Below are 21,873 nucleotides of genomic sequence, written 5' to 3' on the forward strand. Positions count from 1 at the left end.
CACGCCGGACGGCGGGCCGCGAGGTTGCGCCATGCGTGACGGAACAGGTCAACAGGGGCGAACAAATCAAATGTGCGGAATCGACGGCTTCTTGAATAGCGTCGCCTTCGATGAGGAGACAGCGCGCGGTACGCTCGCGCGCATGACGGCGAGCCTGGCGCATCGCGGGCCGGACGGGCAGGGGATCTGGGTCGATCCGGAGGCCGGCATCGCGCTCGGCCACCGGCGGCTTGCGATCGTCGACCTGTCGGCCCACGGCCGGCAGCCGATGGCGTCCGCGTGCGGTCGTTATGTCATGGTCTTCAATGGCGAAATCTACAACCATCGCGAACTGCGCGCGGAGCTGGAGCGCGCGGGTCGCGCACCGGCGTGGCGCGGCCACTCCGACAGCGAGGTGCTGATCGCGGCGATCGTCGCGTGGGGCGTCGAGGCGGCGCTGCGGCGCGCGACCGGCATGTTCGCGTTCGCGCTGTGGAATCGCGCATCGCGGGTGCTGACGCTCGCGCGCGACCGGATCGGCGAGAAGCCGCTCTATTACGGCCGGATCGGCGACGCGCTCGTGTTCGCGTCCGAGCTGAAGGCGCTGCGCGGTTATCCGGGCTTCGACGGCACGATCGATCGCGACGCGCTGTGCCTGTACCTGCGCCAGTCGAGCGTGCCGGCACCGTACACGATCTATCGCGGCATTCGCAAGCTGCCGCCCGGCACGTTCATCCAGTTCGAGCATGCGCGCGACACGCCGCGCCTGCGCGCGTACTGGACGCTCGAACAGGCGATCGAGAGCGGCCGCGCGCAGCCGTTCGAGGGCAACGCCGAGGACGCCGTCGGCCAGCTCGACGCGGTCCTGCGCCAGGCCGTTGCGCGGCAGATGGAAGCCGACGTGCCGCTCGGCGCGTTCCTGTCGGGCGGCGTCGATTCGTCCGCGATCGTCGCGCTGATGCAGGCGCAATCGGCGACGCCGGTCGACACGTTCACGATCGGCTTCCATGAAGCCGGCTATGACGAGGCCGGTTATGCGAAGGCCGTCGCGCGCCATCTCGGCACGCGGCACACCGAGCTTTACGTGACCGCCGACCATGCACTCGACGTCGTGCCGAAGCTGCCGTCGATCTACGACGAGCCGTTCTCCGATGCGTCGCAGATCCCGACCTTTCTCGTGTCGGAAATGACGCGCCGGCACGTGAAGGTGAGCCTGTCCGGCGACGGCGGCGACGAGCTGTTCGGCGGTTATACGCGCTACTTCCTGACACCGCGCCTGTGGCGCAAGCTGCATCGCGTGCCGGCGGCCGTGCGTGCGCGGATCGCCGCCGCGCTGCATGCGCTGCGGCCCGATCATGCGGACCAGCTCGCGGCCGTCGCGCAGGGTGCATGGGGCGGCGTGGAGGCACGTGAATCGGCGGCCCGCATCGGCGATCGCCTGCACAAGCTCGGCCACGTGATGACGGCCGAGAGCCGGATCGGCCTGTACCGGCTGCTGATGTCGTCGGTGCATCATCCCGAGCGTCTCGCGCTGTCGGGGCAGGAGCCGCCGACGCCGCTCGACACGGTATCCGCGTGGCCCGCGCACCTGAGCTTCGCCGAGCAGGCGATGGCGATCGACACGCTCACGTATCTGCCGACCGACATTCTCGCGAAGGTCGATCGCGCGGCGATGGCCGTGAGCCTCGAGACGCGCATGCCGTTCCTCGACCATCACGTCGTCGAATTCGCGTGGCGCGTGCCGGCGTCGGTGCGCTTGCCGGAAGGGCAGTCGAAGGCGCTGCTGCGCCGGCTGCTCGACCGCTACGTGCCGTCCGCGCTGATCGACCGGCCGAAGCAGGGCTTCTGCGCGCCCGTCGATCACTGGCTGCGCGGCGCGCTGCGCGACTGGGCCGAGGCGTTGCTGCGGCCGTCGCGGTTGCGTGAAGAAGGCTTCTTCGACGCGGCCGCGGTCGAGCGTCTGTGGCGGCAGCACCAGACTGGCCGGATGAACTGGCAGCACCAGTTGTGGACGGTGCTGATGTTCCAGTCGTGGCTGGAGGCGCAGCGCGCGGGTTGACGCGGCGCGCCGCGCGGCCGGGGTAGGCTTCCGGCCGCGGGGCTGAACGTCGTCAGCCGACGTTCAGCGGCGTGCCGATCGCGAGGCCGCCCGGATTGCCGGCGACCGCCGGATTGAGCTGCAGGATCTCGTTCAGCGCGCGCGCATCCTGCTCGCCGCGCGTCATCGCCTGCTGGTCGGCGCGTGACACGTGCGCGGCGTCGAGCAGCGACTGGCGATGCTGGTCGGCGATGACCCACAGCGAATCGCCGGCGACGACGATGTAGGGCTGCGGTGCATTCGATGGCGAACTCGACGGCGTGCCCTGCGATGGTTGCGGCTGCGTCGTCGTGCTCGCCGGCGGCGACGCCGTGGCGGACGGCGATGTGCTTGGCGACGCACTGGGCGATGCGCTCGGCGACGCGCCCGGTAACGCACCCGGCACGAGATTCGACTGCGACGCTGATCCGCCGAATATCCAGTTGAACAATCCTCCGACCAGCGGGGCGACGCCGATGATGAACTTGTAGCCGAATGCGGCAACCGGAATCATCACCACGGCGGTCGGGATCTTCTTGACGAACGGCGTTGCGTTCGGGAAGTGCGTGTTGAGGCGGCCGGCGAGCAGCAGCGCGGTCGACGTGGCGGTCGCGACCGCGAGATCGTATTCGCCTTGCCGCCATTGGGACGCGGTGGAGAGGCCGCCGAGCGCGACCGACGCGAAGTCGCCCGCCGAATCGAGCACGCGCACGACGCGGCTGCGCTTGTCCGCGTTCACGCGCCGCGACACGATCAGGAACGACGCGCCCGCATACGCGGCGCCGAGCACGCCGCTCGCGATGCCGGTCGTGCCCACCGCCATCTTGAACAAGTCGTGCGCGCCGAGGACCGTGCCGATGCCGCTCGTGACCGTCGCGACCGATGCGACGGCCGTGCCGGCCCGCCCCGCGATGCCCAGCAGGCTGCGCGGATTGCCCGCATGAAGTTGCTGCAGCGACGTGCCGCCGACGAACCCCTGCATTTGCGTGAGCACGTCGTCGGCGAGCGACGTGATGTTCGCCTTCGCGTCCTCGAAACTCATGGTCCCGTGCTGGTATTGCTCGACGTATTGCCGGGCCAACGCTTGCGCGTTGCGTACCGCGGCGTCGAGCTGGGGCGGCCGGTGCTCGCCGTATTCATGCGTTCCGGAACCGAACTGCTTGGCGAGCGTCGTCTCGAGGTGCGTGATGGCTGCCACCGCGGCCTTCGGGTTGCCCGACTGCAGGCTGCGGATGGCGCCCTGGTGCATCACCTGGAACACGCGCCCGAGACGCGACGCGAGCAGGAACGACGACGACATGTTGCCCAGCATGGTCGAATTCATCCAGTGGAACCGGGTGTTCAGGCCGATGACGCTCGACGCGCCGATGACGATCGCGCTCGCGAGAGTCATCTTCGTCAGGTCGGACGGCCCCGTCGACGGCCGGTGCACGCGCAGTGCCTTGAGCTGGGCGGTCGCGTCGTCCATTGTTGCCTTGGTGGGCATGTCGGGCTGCGCGATGGCCTTGCGATTGGCGCCGATCGGATGCGATCCGTCGTTCTGCAGTGCTTTCCGGCGGGTGACGTCCTTCCAGTGCTGGCTGCTGTCGGTGGCCACGATCGATTTCATCGCCGGCCGCTCGGTAGTGCTGTCGCCATTGCGTTTGAGCCAGTCGAGGCCGACTTTGTGCGCCTGGGCTTCCAGGCCGCGGAGGTTCGACTTGCCTTTGCGCCGCCATACGGATTTCGCGACGTCATTCGTCGCGCGGCGCGCCTGGTTCAGCAGCGCCGACGTGTTGTGCTCGTACAGTGCGTCGCGCAATGTCGCGATCTGGTCGTCCGTCATGTTTTTCGATTTCGCGATGCGCTCGATTTCCGTGAACAGGATGCGCTGCTGGTTCGCGAAGTCGTCGGCGCTGACCGGCTCGTAGACGCGGGTCAGCGCATCGGCGCCGTGCAGTCTCGCGAACTTGTCGGAGGCGTTCTGCTGGTAATCGACGATCTTTGCCGCCAATGCGCGCGTCAGGTCTGCATTCGCGATGAAGTCGTCGCCGTGCGTGCCCCATGACAGGCCGACATGGAGCCAGTCGAGCTGTTTTCGGCTCAGGATCTCGTCCAGCAACTGCACGTGTCCTTCGCCCGGTACCGGCTCGAGCACGGCGTCCGCCCCGTGGAAGGTCAGCATCACGAGCGGCGTCTTCTGGCCTTCGTTCTTCTCCGCCCACGTTTCGAGCGATTCGGCGATACGCCGGATCTCGGCGTAACCGTTGTTCGTGCCGGCCATCGCATGACCGTCTTCCAGCGATACGAGCGGCCGCGACGGCGCGGCTTCGAGCCGCAGCAGGAAGCCGTATTTCGATGCGGCCGTGAGCCACTTGTGCAGATGGGCGAGGTCGTCGAGTTCGAGCGTTTGCTGCTTGCCGTTGGCGTCCGTGCGCGTGATCGTCGCCTTTTCGTCGTCGTAGCGGGCACCGGTCGGGTCGCCGAACTGCCTGGCCCGCTGGATCAACCCCGGGTCCTGCTTGCCGCCGCTCGCGGCGGCAAGCGAATACGGATCGACCTGGAGCACGACGGCCGCGAGCGCACCGCCATACTGATTGACATACTGCCCCATCTGATCGGGATCGTCGCGTAGCGAGAACGAGCGTGACATCGGGACGAGCCGGTCGCGAATCTCCGCCGGCAGCGCGAGGTACGCCTCGATCAACTTCTTGTCGGTGGTGCGCGCGGCGCCGTGGTCCGTGGCGAGTTGCTGCGAGAGGCGCACCAGCCGGTTGCGGCCGCCGCCGGGATCGGCAAGGAAGCCGTGCGGGTGGAGGTTCGATGCCTCGCGCCACATGTCGAAGCCCGTGAAGATCTTCTTCCACAGCGTGGCATCGGCCATGATGGCCTTCGGCTTGTCGGTCAGCGTCAGGCCGTTGCCGTCGTGCTGACCCTGGTCGCGCTTGCCCCATTCCTTGAGGCGCTCGAGCGTCGACGCGAAATCGGCGACCTTCGCCTTGCCGTAGCGTGTGACCGATTCGACGATCGTGCTCGACACGAACGCCGGCTGGTACGGCTCGAGCGCGATCGGCTTCACGGCCGGTACGACGGGCGGGTTGGGCACGTGAACGGCGGGTTGCTTCGTTAGCCGCTTGCCGCGTGCCGGTTTCCGGCCTTTTCTGCCGGCTTTGCCGGGTTTACCGCCTTTGCCTGCCTTTGCACCTTTGCCGCCTTTGCCGGCGGCCGGTGGCGTGGCGGTGGCCGCCGCCGGCTGTGCGGCTTGCCGGGCCGCTTCCTCGGCCTGCTGGGCGGCCTCCTTGATCGCGGTGGCGCGCGGCTCGAATGCATCGGGTGCAAGCGTGGACAGCAGGAAGTGCTGATTCCCGCCATACGGCCCGCGGCCGATCGTCGCCCGCTCCAGCGGCAGGCCCTCGTTGCCCTTTTCGCGGAACTGGTCGACGCTGTCGTACCAGCGGACCGTGCCGTTCTCCACCGCGACGAGGCCGGTGAGCGTGCCTCGCAGTGTGTCGGTGACGGAGCCTTCGTGGTCGTACACGTACACGTAGTGACCGTCGGGTATCTCGCCCAATTCGAGCGCGCTCATCAACTCCGGCGCGTGCTGCGCGTTGAAGTCGAGCGCGGTGTCCGCCGTCGTCGGCAGCAGGTTCGGCGTGCGTGCGTCGGCCGCTTCCCGGTTTTTTTGCCGCAGGGTGGGGCGGACCTGCCCGAGCACACGCTGGACGTAGACGTCCGGCTTCGACAGCGGCGTCTTCCGGTCGTCGAGCGCGCGGCGCATTTTGGCCGGCGCGAATCCGCCGTAGCTTTCGACGACATCGTGCGACACGTCGGCCACCACGAACCGCACGCCGCGGCGCCCGTCGGGCAGCAGGCGCGAGCGGCGCCGGAACGCGTCGGCGAGTTCGCGCGGAGCGATCGTCGCATCGCCGAGCGACGTGGTTTCGACGTAGGTCCATTTCTGCTCGGCATCGAGCGTCGCATGACCGAGCACCTTGCCGGTCTTGCGATCGACCGCATAGAGCGTCGTCTGCGTGCCGGGATGCTTGCGCGCGTATTTTTCCGCCTGCTTCGGCTGCCGGAAGCGCGGCGCGTCGTCGAGCGCCTTCACGGTGGCGACGACGTTCGCGTCGGCGCCCGCGGCGGACGGCTCGGCGTCCCATTGACGCGGCTCACCGAAGTACGCCTTGACGCGTGCGGCGCCGCCATACGCGCGCATTTCGGCGAGCGGGACGGGCGATACGTAGTAGTCGTAGTTCTCGCGGTCGGCGGCGCCCGCATCCTCGAGTGCGAGAAAGGCCGCGTGCCACCGTGCCGGATCGATATCGGCCGATGCCGGTTCCTTGTCGACGAACTCACCATTGGCGTCCGTCCGCATGCTTCCGATGAATTCGGGCTGCGGATGCCGTGCATCGAGCTGGTCGGCCGGTCGTGCGATGCGCGGCGCGATCAGCACATGGGCGTCGTTGCCGAACGCCGCCTTCATCTCGGCGACGCTGTCGAGCTGGTTGCCATCGATGCGGACCAGGTCGCGCTTGCCGTGCGACGCGAGCTGGTCGAGCGCGCGCTGCGCGCGCTTGACGGCCGGCCGCGTGGCACGCACGGGCACCGGTGCGTTCGACGCCGGTTGTGGCGCGGGCACAGGCGCCGGCGCCGGCATTTCGCGTGGCACGCCGTTCGCTCGCATGCCGGCAGCCTGGCTTGCGTAGTAGTCGCGATAGGTCGCGTGGCCCGGCACCGATGGCGCGGCGTCGCCGAACGCGGCCGCGAGCCGGCGCAGGCCCGCTTCGTCGCCGGGCATCACGTGGTCGGCTTCGCGCGCGATCCCTTCGGGCAGGTGCGCGTCCTTTGCGATGTCGATGCCCGCGCCGTCGATGAGCTCGCGGCGCACCGCGAACGCGTTCGCCTGCGCACGCGCTTCGGCCATCAGCGCGCTGTCGGTCAGCGCATCGGGCGACGTGCGGTCGAGCGCCAGTTGACCGGTGATCGTCTCGACCGCGTGCCGGGCTTCGTGCGCGAGCGCATACACGAGCGTGCCGGTGCCGCGCAGCCGGCCGTCTAGCACGATGCGCTGCTTCGCGGTATCGACACGGCTGCCGCGCCCGGGGCGGCCGACCACGACTTTCCAGCCGGCTTCGCGCGCGAGCGCGATCTGGCCGCTCAGCAGCGTCGATCGATCGACGAGCGCCAGCGCTTCCTTCGACAGCGGCGCACCGCCGAACCGCATGCGGATGCGCGTGATGACGGACGGCTTCTGCACGAACGCGTCGGGCGGCAGCGTTTCGGCGATCGCCGGATGCGCGAGTTCGATGTCGCCGTGTTCGAGCCCTTTCGCGAGCGCGCGTTCGATCCTGGTGAGCTCGGCGAGCGTCTCCAGGTGTGCGTTCGATCGCGGCGAACCCGGGTTGCGCGAGATCTCGCCAGGGTCGTTCAGCAGGAAATCGCCGTTGCGCGTGAAGATGCCCTGCAGGTCGAAGGCGAGGCCTTCGCGTTCGACGACTTCGCGAATCCGCCGCAGATGTTCGAGCGCCGCGCGTGTGACGACGCGGGGCAGCGTGCCGGTGTCGAGCATCGTGTGCGTATGGAGCACGCCGAGCGGGCGGTACAGCACGCCGACGCGGCCGAATACCGAGAACGGCCCGTTCATCGTGACCGTTTCCAGTCCGTACGAACGCAGGTCGTCGAGCGCGATCCGTTCGTCGACGGCTGCGCGTACGTGGCCTGACGCAGGGCGGTGTGCATTGCGGTCGTACACGCCGAGCGCGGCGTCGTTGCCGAGTGCGAACACGGTCTTTTCGCCGCCGGAGCCGAGCAGTTCGCCCAGTTCGCGCGGGATGTCGACGCGCGCGGTGCGGTCGCCGTTCGCATAGACGCCGAGCGGATCGCCCTTCAACGGCCCCAGATCGTGCGGCGCGGCCGGCGCCGGGTCGAGACGGCGGAAGAGGCCGGTGTCGAGCAGCGCGCCATGCGCACCGACCGCATGCGGCGGCGCGGCGTACACGGGGCGCTGCCACAGGTTCGCGAGCCGCGCGGCGTGTTCCTCGCCGCCGTGCCGGGCCGACAGCACGATCGAATAACCGTGGCGCATCACGAACGACGGCGCCATGTCGAGCATGTATTCGTGCGCGCCGACCGGCTGCCCGTCGGCCAGCAGCGTGCCGTCCGCGCGCGTGTCGGCGTGCAGGACGATCAAGCGGCGGTCCGGGTCGACCGTGAAGTGCCGCACGCGGCCGGCGGCAAGTTCGGCCGCATCGGGACGCTCGCCCGCGCCGAACGGCGACGCGTATTCGGCATGCGCGCGGCTCCATGCGACGCGTTCGTCGAAGCTGCGCACGCCGCGCGGCGTGTCGCCGGCCTCGTGCGTCTGCGGCGCCGGCATCCGGCGCGGAATGCCGCCGGCACGCTTCTGGCGCGCCCACACATCGTGATAGAAGTCGCGGTAAGTCTCGCCGTCGCGGCCCGATACGGGCGCGTCGGCGAAGGCGTCGACGAGCCGGCCGACCGTGCCCGCATAGTCGTGCGACGGCGCGCGCCATGCATTGCCTTCGTGCTCGATCGCATCGGGCAGCCGCACGTGCGAGGCGATATCGCCGCCGCCCGCGAGCTGGATCTCGTAGCGTGCCTCGAACGCGTTGATCTGCGCGCGCGCCTCGGCTTCGAGCGCCTTGCGCGTGAAGCGGCTGCGGTTGCCGTAGTCCAGATTCAGCACGCCGGCCATCGCCTCGACCGCATGCCGTGCTTCGTGCGCGAGCGTGTACGCGATGCTGCCCGGATGCTGGAGGCCGCCGTCGATCGTCACGCGGCGCTTGCGCGGATCGATGCGGCTGCCGCCGCCGCGCTTGCCGAGCGTCACGCGCCAGCCGGCGTCCTGCAGCATGCGCAATTGCGTCGCGAGCGTACCCGACTGCATGGCGAGCGCCTGCGCGGCTTCGGGCAGCGCCGCGCCGCCGAAGCGCATCTGCATCCGCGTGAGCCAGCCGGGGTTCGACGCCGCATGGTCGGGCGGTGGGGTTTCCGTCGTTTCCGGATGCGCGGCCGCGAGCCCTGTGTCGTCGTTCGCGGCGGCCGGCCGCTCGCCGGCTGCATTCTTGCGGGTGGTCGTGCCGTCGGCGGTTTCGCCGGCCGCGTTGCCGGCGGACTTGTCGGTGCCCGTGTCGCGTTCCGCCGCGCGTTCGGCGGCGGCGGGGCGCTCCGGCTTGACGAGCACCAGCACGCGATTCGGCGCGCTGAATACGCCGTCGAGCGCGCTGACGGGTTTGGCCGTCGCGACGGGGCGCGGCATCGCCGGTTCGTTCGGGCCGCGCTTGCCGGCGAGCACGATCACCGTGTCGTCGGCGGCAGCCGGGCGAGGGGCCGTCGGCGGCGCTTCGTCGGCTGCGGCACCTGGCAAGCCGGCTTCGGCCGCCGCGGCTTCCGGCGCGGGATCGAAGCGCAGCACGCGGGCGTCCGCGTGCAACTGGCCGTCGGCGCCGAACGCGTCGGGGGCCGCCGCGTAGACGGGCTTCTGCCAGCGATTCGCGAGCTCGGGCGCAAGCGCCGCGTCGTGCTCGCCGGCCACGACGATCACGGGTTCCTCGAGGTCCTGCGGGCTCAGTGCGGCCGGCCGCGCGCCGGGCGCATCCGGCGCTGCGCCGTTGCGCACGACATAGACCGTGCGGTCACCGACCTCCATCGGCTCGGCACTGGGCCCGCGCGGCACCGCGATGCCGGCCGGGTCGGAGGTGGCCGGCCGCGTGGCGGGCGCTTCATCCGTCAGGTCGATGACCCTCGTATTGACGCGTGGCGGCGTGCCGTCGGTTTTCGGGCGCGTGCCGGGGCCGGCCGGCTCCTCGATGTCGACGGGCCGCGCGCGTTGTGCCTGCGTATCCGCGCTGTGCCGGTCGCTGCGCGCGGAAGCCGTGCGGTCCACTTCGGCTTCGTCGTGCTGCTGATCGGCGCGAGAGCGCTCCTGGCTCGTGCGCTGCGTGCTGCGGGCATTGGTAGCGGTGCTCGCCGTTTCGCCTTCGGCAGTCGTTTGCGCGAGGCTGCGCGACGCCTGCGTGTCGTTGGCGTTCGCCTGCCGGATCGCTTCGCGCGTTTGCGCCATCGCGTGATCCAGGAGGTCGAGCCGCGTCTGCGCGACGATGTTCGACGTCGTGCTCATCTCGCCGCTCGGGCCGAACGACAGGCGCTCGCCGGTACCTTTGACGTCGTCGATGCGCGTGCCATTGGTCCATCCCTTCGGCGAGGCCGACACGACGGACAACGTGCCGTCTTCGCCGAGCACCACCGACTCGCCGGGCGGCATCTGCTTGCTCGATGCCTTGTCGAGTACGCGGATCGGCTTGTTGTCGTAGGTAAGGATCTTGTCGCCGACCATCAGCATGCCTTCCGGCGAGACCTTCACGGCTTCGCCGTCGAGCGTCGCGCGGGTGCGGCCGTACGCGAGCGACGACGTGTCGCCCTTGTTCAGGATCTGGCCGAGCATCTTGCTGTCGACCGTGACGGTGTCGCCGTCGGTCGTTCGGATCGGCACCGGCCGGCCCGAGCGGATACGCTCCGCCGTGACCGCACGTTCCTTCAGGCCGCCCGCGGCCATCAGCGCGACGTTGGTGAGCCCGGACTTGAGTTCCTCGCCGGCCGCTTTCCTGTTGCCCGTGAAATAGTCGACGCCGGCTTCGCCGAACGCCTCGACCGCGCCGCCGACGCCGGTCACGATCGCGGTGGCCTTCGCACCCGTGTTGAGCAGCGCCGCGACTTTCGGCGTGCGCGTGAGCGCCTCCACCGTGCGTGTAAACAGCTTGCTGCCGGCGAGCTTCGCGGCGCCCGCCGCGCCCATCGGCACGAGATTGATGAAGTCGCCGCGCGCACCCGCGTCGGTGAACGGGTTGATGCTGCGGCCGTGCTCCATGCGCGTCGCGATGTCGAGCCCCGCGCTCGTCATCGACGAACCGATCGCGGTGTACATCAACCCCGCGCCGAGGACGTTCAGCGGGACGCCGATGACCGCGCCGATACCGGTGCCGTCGAGCAGCCCGCCGACGCCTTCGGCCACCATCCCGCCGGCCATCATCAAGATGTTCGTACCGGTGCTGGTCAGGTCGCCGAGGAGGGTGTCGAAGCCGCTTTCGTGGTGCGCGGCCTTCGATACGAGCTGCAGCGTGCCGTCCGCGTTGTGGCCGGTCGCGATGTCGACGGTGCCGTCCGACGACAGCTGGTTGTTGTTGATGTAATCGTTGATGTCGTTGTAGGTGCTGCCCGTCTCGTCGATGTATTGCGTGCCGTCCTTGCCGGTGACCTTGAAGATCGCGCTGGTCGTCATGCCGGCGTCCTTCGCCGCATACACCATCGGCAGCACGTTGACCTGCGCGTTCGTGCCGCCGCCGATCGACAGCAGCTTGTCGCGCACGGTGTTGATCGTCGACAGCTTGTCCTTGTCGGTGAAGCGCGCGGCATCGTCGCTCGTCGGCGATACGGGATCCGAACCGTCGCTCGCCGCTGCCGTGTTCGGCACGTCGGGTTGCATCCCGAGTGCGATGCCAATCAGGTTGCGCTGCTCGTTGTCGGTCAGCTTGCCGAATGCAATCGTGTTGCCGTTCTGCGTGCTCGCGCTCGCCGCGTCGAGCAGCGAGTTCGACAGCTCGCCGCGATGCGCCTCGTAGAAGTCGTGCAGCGCCTTCTTGTAGTCGTTGCCGGCGTCCGAATCGGGCGCCGCGTTGCGCAGCCGCTCGTCGAGCCCCGCGTCGAACTGGTCCATCAGCACCTGCTGGTGCGACGTCTCGCTCAGCAACTGCAGGCGCTGCACTGCGTTGTCCGCCTGCGTGACGGCCGCCTTCGCCTTGTCGAGCTGGTCCTGGTACAGGTTCGGGCGCGGCATCGACGGCGCCGGGATCATGTCGTCGCCCGCGACATAGGGGAAACGCACGGGCGGCGGATTCGCGGCCGCCCAGTCGTCGTACTGTTTCTGCACCGACGCGAGCGTGCTTTTCGCCCCGGTCTGCTGGATGCGCGCCTGCGAGAGCGCCGCATTGGTCGCCCGCTCGTTGACCGCATCCGACAGCCGGCTGTCGGCCGCGCGGATCGCGCCCGCGACGACCTGCAGGCGCTTTGCGTCGAGCATCGTCGGGCCGGTCGGGGTGGCCGGCGCGGCCGGTGTTTGCGGCAGTGCGAACGGATCGGCGGACGAAGGCTGCAATCCGCCATTCGCGGTCGACGACGGCGGCACCGGAAACGGCGACGGCGATGACGTCGGCAGTGTCGGCAGCGCCGGCGCGCCGGTAGGCGCGGCGCTCGCCGAGGTCGACAGCGATGGCACGTTCAGGGTCGGCACGCCATTCGCGGTCGACTGCGACGGCGCAACGAACGGCGGCTGGGCCGGCGGCTTCACGAGCGCCGAGCGCGCGTTCACCTGCGCCTGGATCTGCGACGCCTGGTCGTCGTACTGCTGCGCGAGCGTCGCGCCGTAGGTGGCGACGAAGCCGTCCTGCGCGATGCTTGCCTGCTGTTGCGCCTGCGACAGTTTCGCGTACGCGTCGCCGACATCGAGGTCGACCTGCGGATCCTTCAGCGTCGAATTCGGGTTGGCCTTGTGCCAGTCGTCGGATGCCTGCGTCTTTTTCTTGTAATCGATCTGCAGCGTGTCGACCTGTTGCTGCGCGGACACCATCTGCAGATAGCTGCCGCTCGTGTTCGCGGCCGTCTGCGCGCGGGCGAGCGCGGTCTTCGCGTCCGACACCGCGTTCGGGACGATCACCGTCGGCCCCACCTTGCCGCTGGCCGAATCGTATTGCTGCTGCGCGTTCGTGAGCGTCAGGCTGTCGTTCGCGGCGGCGACCGCGGCATTCGCGCAGTTCGCGGCCGTTGCGGCCGTCGTGACGGCCTGCTGCGCGGCGTCCTGCGAAACCGGCGCGTCGGGCATCGTGACCTGCAGCTCCTGCGACTGGAGCGCGGTGTTCAGCCGGCTAACGCCCGAGTCGAGCGCGTCCTTGTAGGCCGGATCGGCGAGATACGACTGGAACTGCGTGTACGCGAGGTTCGAGTTCGCGACGTCGGCGTAGTACTTCGACGCGCCGACGGCGGCCGTCGCACTCGCGGTCTGCCAGTCGTCGTAGAGCCGGATCTGCAGCGGATTCTTGCAGTCGCTCGCCTGCGGCATCCAGTTCGAGTCGTTCGCATGATCGGGAAACGCGGCCAGCAGCGTCTTGAACTGCTGGTCGGCGGCGTGCTGCGCGTCACCCGGGTCGGTCACCTTGCCGGCGTCGTCGATCTTCATCCCGGCCGGCATGTCGGCGTCCGCCTGTTCGCCGTACAGGATCATGTAGCCCGCGTCGGTCGTCACGTTCAGGTCGCGCTGGGCGCCGTCGGCGGCGGTGCGGGCCTTCGCATAGTTATCCTGCGCGGCCTTGCGGTCGTCGGCCGTCGATTCGGGATCTCGGTTCGTGAGGCGCAGTTCGTTCTGCGCGTCCTGCAGCGATTGCGATGCGTTGTCGTATTGCGTCTGCGCCTCCTGGATCGCCTTCTGCACCGCGCTCGTCTTTTCGTTCTCGACCGTGATGTCGGGCGGCGGCGCCGTGTACTGCGCGGCCATGCTCTGGACCAGCGACGTCGCGGATGCGATCTCGGCGTTGGTCGGTTTCGACGGGTCGGTGGACGGCGTGGCCGTCACGGGAATCGGCGGCGACACGGTCGGGTTCGCGGGGCCGGCGGACGGATCGCCCTGCTTCGGCGGGGGAGGCGGGGGCGGCGGCGCGACGACCGGGTTCAGCGTATCCGACAGGAAACGCTGCCAGTTGACGCCCATTCCCAATCCATCGATCGACAGCATGCTCGTCTCCCCTGAACCGTGTGATGCGCGCCGCGACGCGATCCGACGAGTGTAGGGACACGGGTTGCGGCCGGATCGCCGCTGTTTCGTAGCGCTGCAAAGCGCCCGGCGCGCGAGCGCGCCGCACGCTACGAGACGAGTACGGCCACGCGGCGGCCGTGCGCCGTCACTGATCGAGACACCGCACGCACAGCCGCTTCGCCTGGTTTGCCGGCAGCCCGTGGCACATCATCATCACCGGGCGTGCATGGCACGACGGCGCATCGGCGGATGCCGCAGGCGATGCCAGCCGGCGCGCGCGTTCGGGCGGCGTGGTGGCGGCGGCTTCCATGCGCCGCCGGCGCTCGGGCGGCGGCGTGTCGCTCACGACGGGAATCGGTTCGATGCCGCCTTCGCGCGCGTTGCGCTGCGCGCTTGCGACGACGCGGCTCACGTAGCCGCTCGAGAAGCCCGTCGTGAAGTTGCCGCTGTAGTAGCACGACAGCGCCGCGCGCAACGCGGCCTGCGTGGCGCGGCCGGTGCCCGACGAGCGCGCGAAGCATTCGGTCAGGATCGCGCCGCCGGCCTGCAGGTTGCGGCACGGCTCGAACATCGTCGCTTCGTCGAGCCCGTATTTCGAGAAATTGCGTTCGTTCACCTGCGCGAGGCCGACGCTGTAGCTGAAGCCGCGCGTCGTGAGTTCGCGCGCGGTCGCGCGGGCCTCGTCGAGCGATGCGGGCTGGCGCGCCAGGTGCCCGCCGACCACGCCGATCGCATAGGGATTGAAGCCCGACTCGGTGCGCACGAGCGCGGCGAGCGTGTCGGGATCGACGTTCGGCGCGCAGGCGCGTGCGAGTTGCGCGAAACCCGCGCCGCTGGCCGCCTGCGCGTTGCGCGGCTGCATGCCGGCGAATGCGAGCGCGAGCCCGGCCAGCGCGCACAGGCACGCGGCGGTGGTGCGCAGGCCGTGCGCGTTCATCCCGCGCCCGCTACGCGGTAGGACATCACGAGCCCGTGCACGAGCAGCGACCAGCCGTCGAGCGCGACGAACAGCAGCAGCTTGAACGGCACCGAGATCGTCGTCGGCGAAATCATCTGCATCCCGAGCGCGAGCAGGATGTTCGCGACCAGCAGGTCGACGACGATGAACACGATATAGATCACGAAGCCGATCTGGAACGCCTTCGTCAGTTCGGCGAGCGTGAAGCTCGGCACCAGCACGAGCAGGTCGTCGTCCTTGATGCCGTCCGCGCGGTTTTTCGGCCAGACCGACGTCGCGGTGCGCACGAAGAACTCGCGGTCGCGCTGCCGCGTGTGCGACACGAGGAAATCCTTGATCGGCGGCAGCGCGGCATCGGCGAGCGCGCCGATGTCGGCGGTCGACAGTTGCCCCGATGCGTCGAAATGGCGGGCCTGCAGCGCGTCGCGGATCGACATCCCGACGGGCGCCATGATGAACAGCGACAGGATCAGCGCGATGCCGTTCAGCACGAGGTTCGGCGGCACCTGCTGGATCCCGAGCGCGGAGCGCAGGAGACCGAGCACGACCACGAGCTTCGTGTAGCTCGTCACCATCAGCGCCGCGAACGGCGCGACGCCGAGCGCGGCGATCACCGCGATCAGCGCGACCGGATTCGGCAGGTTGCCCATCGCTCAGCGCTCGCGCGGCGCGGGTTGCGTCAGCGTGACGACACGCACGCCGAGCTTCTGGCCGACCGCGATCAGGTGGCCGGTGCCGATCAGCATCCCGTTCGCGACGAGATGGATCACGCTCTGGTTGATCCCTTGCTGCAGCTCGATCACGGCACCCGGCTGCAGCGCGCTCAGCTCGCCGAGCGGCATCGACGTGGGCGGCAGCTCGAAGCGCAGATCGACTGCGAGGCCGTCGAGCGTGCGTGGCGCATCGGCGGGCGGCGCGTCGTGCGTCGTCGCGGGCGCGGTGTCGGTGCGGGTCGGTTCCAAAGGCATCTCCCTGATTCGTTCGACGGTCAGCCGGTTACCCGACGGCCGCCCGGTGATCTCCCATGCGGGCGCGGCCGGCAGCCGCGCGACGCACAGCAGGTTCTGCTCGTGCGCCTGCCAGCGCTCGATCGCGATGATGTCGCCGCCGACGACGTCGGCCAGCTCGGCCGTCGTCAGCTCGGTGCGGCCGATCTCGAACACGAGCGGCACGGGCAGGTTCGCGTAGGCCGCGCGCGCGTCGGCAAGCGCGGCCGGCGCCGCCGCGAAGAACACGGCCAGCGCATCCGGCGCATCGAACAGCAGCGCGCCGTGGCAGCGCCATGCGCCGTCGGCGCGCCGCAATTCGAAACGCAGCGCGGCCGGCAAAACGCGCCACGCGGGCGCGTGCTCGGGCGGCGGCAGCAATTCCACGCGCTGCCGCGTCGCGGCCTGCAGCACGCCCGCGAGCGGTGCGCACAGGTCGGCGAGCAGCGCCGCGCGGATCACCGCGGGCACGGCCGGATCGGCCGCGTCGCCCAGCCATTCGATTTCCGCGAGCGGGTCGATCCACAGCGTGCCGGCGGCCGGGCCGACGACGAAGCGGTACGCGTGCGCATCGGCGGCCGGCTCGGCGTCGACGCGCCAGCGCACTTCATACGCGTGCTCGCCGAGCGTGACCGGCACGGCGCCGGTCGCGCCGTACGCGTGCGACAGCCCGCGCGCGGTGGCGGCGGACAGGCGCGGCAAGTGGGGCGACGCGTCGAGCGCGACCGCGGCCGGCGCAGCGGCGGGCGGCGCGGAAGCGGCGGGCATGGCCCGGTTCGCGGCATCGCCGGCGTCGGCATTCGTCAGGAACAGCGCAGGCACGGCGGGATCGGGGCGAATTCGGCGTTGGTTCGACGGGTTGTTCTGGGGCCGGTGGCGCGGAGGGGCACGCGGCTGCTGCGTCGATTGTAGGGACGGCAATGGCTGCGTGCCGCGCCGGAATCCGTAGTCGTGCGCATCACGCGACGGAACGGGGAGCGGGGTGCTACGAAGCGCAATGCAGCGGGATGGGCAGAGGGATACGCGAGAGCGAGCGACCAAAAGCGACCGCCGCCCGGAGGCGGCGGTCGGGTCGCGACTGGCTGGCGGGCCGGGCGGCATGCAGGCCGCGCCCGGCTGGCGGGCCGCGAGGCGCTGCGCAACGACGCAGCGCGGTGGGGGGAGCGTTGCAGGCGCGCCGCGGGCAGGCGTCGCGCGGGGTAAAGCGTCAGGCGTAGTCGGCGGCCATCACGGCTTGCGGCGCCGCGCGCAGGACCGGCGCCGCGTCGTGGCGCTCGACGTGCGTCATCGCCGCACCGAACAGCACGAGGCGATAGCCGACCGCGTAGATCGGGATGATCCGCAGGTTCTTGTCGTGATCGAGTTGCAGTTTCGAACGGATACGCGAGATATGGGTGTCGAGCGTGCGCGACGATACGCCCAGCTCGCGGCCCCACACGGCTTCCTGGATTGCCTGCCGCGGCACGATCTTGTTCATGTTGTCGAGCAGGAATTCGACGACGTCGAATTCGCGCGGCGTGACGTCAATGATTTCGTTGTCGATTTCGATCGTGCGGCGCACGAAGTTGATTTTTATGTTGTCGATGTACAGATATTTGCAATCCATGGTGGCCCTCGCATGTCCATAAAGGAGTGTTTGCCAGCCTTATGCTGCAACTTTCGGGCCAGGTGGAGGATTGTCACGAATCGACAGCGGATCGCACTGCGGCCGCCGGCGCGGCGGCCTTGAATTTAAAAGAATTTTTAACGAGCGGCGTGGCGCGGGTACAGAAAGGGTCGGAGCAATATTGAAGGATTGTTACGTAGCATCGGCCGGCGACGTTACGGGCGTTACGTCTGACGTAACGTGCGGGGGAGGCGGGAAATGATGCGGGCAACGCACGCTCGGTTTGGGTACGAGGCGGGCAGGGGCAACCCTACATCGAACCCTACATGGCCTTCGTAAAAATCGATATAAATCAGCGCCGTAAGTGCATATCAAACCCGACATCGAACCCGACACGGAAGCAGGATGGCTGGCTTCAAAAAACGCCGGCCGCAGCGCAAACGTCGCCCCGCGGCCGGCGCATCACCCAGCCATCAAGCCTTCGCGCTATCCGCCGAATCGAACGGCAGCACGTAATGCCGCTTGCCGGTCGCCGCGAAGATCGCGTTCGCGACCGCCGGCCCGACCGGCGCGACGCCGGGCTCACCGACCCCGGTCGGCGCTTCGGCCGACGGCACGATATACACCTCGACCTTCGGCATCTCGGCCATGCGCAGCACGTGGTAGCCGTCGAAGTTGCGCTGCTCGACGTGACCGTCCTTCAGCGTGATCGCGCTGTGCATCACCGCGCCGAGCCCGAAGCCGATGCCGCCTTCCATCTGCGCGGCGACGATGTCGGGATTGATCGCGATCCCGCAGTCGACCGCGCACACCACGCGCTCGACCTTCACCTTGCCGTCCGCGTCGACCGACACCTCGGCCACCTGCGCGACGTAGCTCTTGAACGCCTCGGCCACCGCGATCCCGCGCCCGCGGCCCTTCGGCAGCGGCTTGGCCGGGTCCCAGCCGGCCTTCTGCGCGGCCAGGTCGAGCACCGCGCGCATGCGCGGCTCCTTCGCGAGCAGGTCGCGGCGGAACGCGTACGGGTCCTTGCCGGCCGTGTGCGCGGCTTCGTCGATGAACGCCTCGACCGCATAGGCCGTGTGCGAGCTGCCGACCACGCGCCACCACAGCACGGGCACGCCCGTCTTCACGGTGGCGAGTTCGACCGACACGTTCGGCACCGCGTACGGCAGGTTCGCCGCGCCCTCGACCGACGTCGCGTCGACGCCGTTCTTGACCATGAACGCCTCGAACGGCGTGCCGGCGAGGATCGACTGGCCGACGATCCGGTGACGCCAGCCGACCAGCCGGCCGTCCGCGGTCAGGCCCGCGTCGAGCTTGTGGAAGTACATCGGCCGGTAGAAGCCGCCCTGGATGTCGTCCTCGCGCGTCCACTGCAGCTTGACGGGCTTGCCGTCCGCGCCGAGCGCCTTCGCGATCGACACGGCCTCGACCACGTAGTCCGACCACGCGTTCGCGCGCCGGCCGAAGCTGCCGCCCGCGTACAGCGTGTGGATCTGCACCTGCTCGGGCTTCAGGCCCGCGACCCGGGCCGCGTTGGCCTGGTCGACCGTCTGGAACTGGTCGCCGGCCCAGATCTCGCAACTGTCGGCCGTCAGCTTGATGACCGCGTCGAGCGGCTCCATCGGCGCGTGCGCGAGATACGGGAATTCGTACGTCGCGCTGAGCTTGCGCGCCGCGCCGGCGATCGCCGCGTCGGCATCGCCGTCCTTGCGCGCCGACGTGCCCGGCTTGTCGGCGAGCTGCCGGTATTCGCGCATGATCTCGTCCGAGCCGCGCTTTTCGGCGTTCGCCTCGTCCCATTCGACCTTCAGCGCGTCGCGGCCCTGTTTCGCGGCCCAGAAGCCCGTCGCGACGACCGCGACGCCGCCCGGCACCTGCACGACCGACACGACGCCCGGCACGGCCTTCGCCGCGGTCGCGTCGAACGACTTCACCGTCGCGCCGAAGCGCGGCGGCCGCTGCAGCAACGCGACGCGCATGCCTGGGAAGGTCGTGTCGAGCGTGAAATGCGCGGTGCCGTTCGATTTCGCCGATGCGTCGACACGCGGAATCCGCTGACCGATCAGCTTGAAATCGGCCGGCTGCTTCAGCACGACCTTGTCCGGCACGGGCAGCTTCGACGCATCGGCGACGAGCGTGCCGTACGCGGCCGTCTTGCCGCTCTTCGCGTGCGTGACGACGCCATCCGCCGTCGTCAGCTCGCCGGCCGGCACTTTCCAGCGGGCCGCCGCGGCCGACACGAGCATCGCGCGGGCCTTGCCGCCCGCTTCGCGCAACTGCTGCCACGAGTTCGCCATGGCCGAGCTGCCGCCCGTGCCCTGCATCGTGCCGAACGCGAGGTTCGCATAGCGTTTCGCGTCGGCCGGCGCGCTTTCGACGCGCACGTTCGACCAGTTGGCGTCGAGCTCCTCGGCGACGATCGTCGCGATGCCCGTATACGCGCCCTGGCCCAGTTCGACGTGCTTCGCGATGACCGTGACGGCGCCGTCGGGCGTGATGCGCAGGAACGCGTTCGGCGCGAAATCGGCGGCGGGCGCGGTGGCGGCCAGCGCGCGGCGGCCGAGGCCGGCCCATTCGAAGCCGATGGTCAGGCTGACGGCGGCCGCGGCGCCCGCGGCCTTCAGGAACGTGCGGCGCGACGGCCGTACCGAGCCGGTGTTGTCGAGTTCGATCGTCATGGTCAGGCTCCCAGCGTCGTGGCCGCGTCGTGGATCGCGGCCCGGATGCGGGCGTAGGTCGCACAGCGGCACAGGTTGCCGTTCATCGCGGCGTCGATGTCCGCGTCGGTCGGCTTCGGGTTCTGTTCGAGCAGCGCGGTGGCCGACATGATCTGGCCGGACTGGCAATAGCCGCATTGCGGAACCTGCAGCTTGACCCACGCGGCCTGCACGGCCTGCGCGGGTTTGCTCTGCAGGCCTTCGATCGTCGTGATGTGCTTGCCCGCGATGCCGGCGAGCGGCAGCACGCACGAGCGGACGGCCTGGCCTTCGAGATGCACCGTGCACGCGCCGCACTGCGCCATGCCGCAGCCGAACTTCGTGCCGGTCAGTCCCGCGTGTTCGCGAATCGCCCAGAGGACGGGCATCGACGGATCGGCGTCGAGCGTGACGTTCTTGCCGTTCAGGACAAAGGAGGTTGGCATTGTGTATGTCTCCATGGGGAAAACCCGGCATGCGCCCGGTTAGCGGGCAGTGTGCGCGAGCAGCCGGTTTTTGCGTCTACCCAATCCTGCAAATTTATTGAACAATCCTGCAAATCCCGGGCACACCGCGGGCCGTTTCGCTATGCTCCCGCGACACGGGGAAATCAATCGAGGAAGCGTCATGGACATGACCGATATCGCGGCGTCGCGCGAATCCGGGCGGCGCGAACTGGCGACGCTGATCGGCCGCTTCGCGCCGGCGGACGGCTCGCATTCGACGGCCGTGCCGGGCCTGATGCTGCATCGGCACACGCGTCCGGTCGATCTCGGCTGCGGCGTGTCGCGCGCCGCGCTCGTGATCGCCGCGCAGGGCGCGAAGCGCGTGATCGTGGCCGGCCAGGCCTACGAATACGACACGCACAATTGCCTGATTACGTCGATCGACTTGCCGATCCTGTCGCGCGTGACGCGCGCATCGCCGGAAGCGCCCTACCTGTGCCTGTCGCTGACGCTCGATCCGCAGCGCATCGTCGAGCTCGCGGCCGAGATGCGGCTGCCCGAGCCCGACGCGGGCCCCGAAGGCGAGGGGATCGCGCTCGCCGAGCTGACGCCGCCGCTGCTCGATGCCGCGCTGCGGCTGTTGCGGCTGCTCGATACGCCGGCCGATATCCCGGTCGTCGCGCCGCTGATCGAAAAGGAACTGCTGTACCGGCTGATGACGAGCGGGCAGGGCACGCGGCTGCGGCACATGGCCATCGCGGGCAGCCAGACGCACCGGATCGCGCGCGCGATCGAATGGATCCGCGATCACTTCGCGGAGCCGATGCGCGTCGAGTCGCTCGCGCAGGCGGTCAACATGAGCGTGTCGTCGCTGCACCATCATTTCAAGCACGTGACGACGCTGAGCCCGCTGCAATACCAGAAGCAGCTGCGGCTGCACGAGGCGCGGCGGCTGTTGTTGAGGCAGGGTGGCGACGTCGGGTCGGTGGCCGCCGTCGTCGGCTACGAAAGCGCGTCGCAGTTCAGCCGCGAATACAGCCGGCTGTTCGGCGCGCCGCCAATGCGCGACGTCGTGCACCTGAGGCGGAAGGAGCTTTTGGGATGATGAGCGGTCCGTCAGGTTCGGGCATCGTCCACGTCAGAAACAAAAATAGGACGAGCCCAAAAAACGGTTGAATATAGGACTTGTACTACCTGTTTTTGCCAATAGATTGATCATTGTCATATATTTTTCGGACGTGACAAATTCTACAATCGCCTCTTTGAGATAAATGTCACTGTGCGTTGTCCGCCAAATTCGGGGAGCCGGACAGCCCCCG

At 69.2% G+C, this 21,873-nt stretch carries 10 protein-coding genes; 3 read left to right on the top strand and 7 right to left on the bottom strand.

Annotated elements, in window-relative coordinates; translation table 11 throughout:
* Positions 1-70: 70 nt before the first annotated feature.
* Positions 71-2,038, top strand: coding sequence for an asparagine synthase (glutamine-hydrolyzing) (gene asnB / locus ACN22W_RS19305; RefSeq protein ID WP_419689019.1), 1,968 nt, complete (start codon positions 71-73; stop codon positions 2,036-2,038).
* A 52-nt stretch (positions 2,039-2,090) separates the two neighbouring features.
* On the opposite strand, the gene ACN22W_RS19310 is transcribed toward asnB, so the two are convergent.
* From ACN22W_RS19310 to ACN22W_RS19330, 5 genes are all read right to left on the bottom strand, one after another.
* Entirely contained in the window at positions 2,091-13,835 is an 11,745-nt protein-coding gene (locus ACN22W_RS19310) for an LWXIA domain-containing protein (protein WP_419689020.1), read from the bottom strand.
* A 166-nt stretch (positions 13,836-14,001) separates the two neighbouring features.
* The gene (locus tag ACN22W_RS19315; protein WP_419689021.1) at positions 14,002-14,793 is read right to left on the bottom strand and encodes a lytic transglycosylase domain-containing protein; all 792 of its coding nucleotides are present in this window, start codon (positions 14,791-14,793) and stop codon (positions 14,002-14,004) included.
* Positions 14,790-15,464: a type III secretion system export apparatus subunit SctR gene (gene sctR / locus ACN22W_RS19320; protein ID WP_129515392.1), complete on the bottom strand. Its 675-nt coding sequence runs from the start codon at positions 15,462-15,464 to the stop codon at positions 14,790-14,792. The genes ACN22W_RS19315 and sctR overlap by 4 nt, the downstream gene beginning before the upstream one ends.
* 3 nt (positions 15,465-15,467) lie before the next feature.
* Positions 15,468-16,622 (bottom strand): type III secretion system cytoplasmic ring protein SctQ, encoded by a 1,155-nt coding sequence (gene sctQ / locus ACN22W_RS19325; RefSeq protein WP_419689022.1) that lies wholly within the window; start codon positions 16,620-16,622, stop codon positions 15,468-15,470.
* Between the two features lie 385 nt (positions 16,623-17,007).
* Positions 17,008-17,406 (bottom strand): winged helix-turn-helix domain-containing protein, encoded by a 399-nt coding sequence (locus ACN22W_RS19330; protein ID WP_419689023.1) that lies wholly within the window; start codon positions 17,404-17,406, stop codon positions 17,008-17,010.
* 41 nt (positions 17,407-17,447) lie between these two features.
* On the opposite strand from ACN22W_RS19330, the gene ACN22W_RS19335 reads away from it, so the two are divergent.
* Positions 17,448-17,591, top strand: coding sequence for a hypothetical protein (locus ACN22W_RS19335; protein WP_419689024.1), 144 nt, complete (start codon positions 17,448-17,450; stop codon positions 17,589-17,591).
* 288 nt (positions 17,592-17,879) lie between these two features.
* On the opposite strand, the gene ACN22W_RS19340 is transcribed toward ACN22W_RS19335, so the two are convergent.
* Complete coding sequence (locus tag ACN22W_RS19340) at positions 17,880-20,090, bottom strand: molybdopterin cofactor-binding domain-containing protein (protein ID WP_419689025.1); 2,211 nt, start codon at positions 20,088-20,090, stop codon at positions 17,880-17,882.
* Positions 20,091-20,092: 2 nt separating this feature from the next.
* Positions 20,093-20,554, bottom strand: a complete 462-nt coding sequence (locus tag ACN22W_RS19345; RefSeq protein ID WP_048245609.1) for a (2Fe-2S)-binding protein — start codon at positions 20,552-20,554, stop codon at positions 20,093-20,095.
* Between the two features lie 181 nt (positions 20,555-20,735).
* Between ACN22W_RS19345 and ACN22W_RS19350 the strand changes: the two genes are divergently transcribed.
* Complete coding sequence (locus ACN22W_RS19350) at positions 20,736-21,659, top strand: AraC family transcriptional regulator N-terminal domain-containing protein (RefSeq protein ID WP_419689026.1); 924 nt, start codon at positions 20,736-20,738, stop codon at positions 21,657-21,659.
* Positions 21,660-21,873 lie beyond the last annotated feature (214 nt).

This window comes from Burkholderia theae (assembly GCF_048565265.1).
Lineage (GTDB): Bacteria > Pseudomonadota > Gammaproteobacteria > Burkholderiales > Burkholderiaceae > Burkholderia > Burkholderia theae.

Excerpts from the sequence above, each read along its gene's own strand:
- ACN22W_RS19345 (WP_048245609.1), bottom strand. The coding sequence starts at position 20,554 with ATGCCAACCTCCTTTGTCCTGAACGGCAAGAACGTCACGCTCGACGCC.
- ACN22W_RS19340 (WP_419689025.1), bottom strand. The coding sequence starts at position 20,090 with ATGACGATCGAACTCGACAACACCGGCTCGGTACGGCCGTCGCGCCGC.
- ACN22W_RS19335 (WP_419689024.1), top strand. The coding sequence starts at position 17,448 with ATGCTGCAACTTTCGGGCCAGGTGGAGGATTGTCACGAATCGACAGCG.
- ACN22W_RS19310 (WP_419689020.1), bottom strand. The coding sequence starts at position 13,835 with ATGCTGTCGATCGATGGATTGGGAATGGGCGTCAACTGGCAGCGTTTC.
- sctR (WP_129515392.1), bottom strand. The coding sequence starts at position 15,464 with ATGGGCAACCTGCCGAATCCGGTCGCGCTGATCGCGGTGATCGCCGCG.
- ACN22W_RS19315 (WP_419689021.1), bottom strand. The coding sequence starts at position 14,793 with ATGAACGCGCACGGCCTGCGCACCACCGCCGCGTGCCTGTGCGCGCTG.
- ACN22W_RS19350 (WP_419689026.1), top strand. The coding sequence starts at position 20,736 with ATGGACATGACCGATATCGCGGCGTCGCGCGAATCCGGGCGGCGCGAA.
- asnB (WP_419689019.1), top strand. The coding sequence starts at position 71 with ATGTGCGGAATCGACGGCTTCTTGAATAGCGTCGCCTTCGATGAGGAG.
- ACN22W_RS19330 (WP_419689023.1), bottom strand. The coding sequence starts at position 17,406 with ATGGATTGCAAATATCTGTACATCGACAACATAAAAATCAACTTCGTG.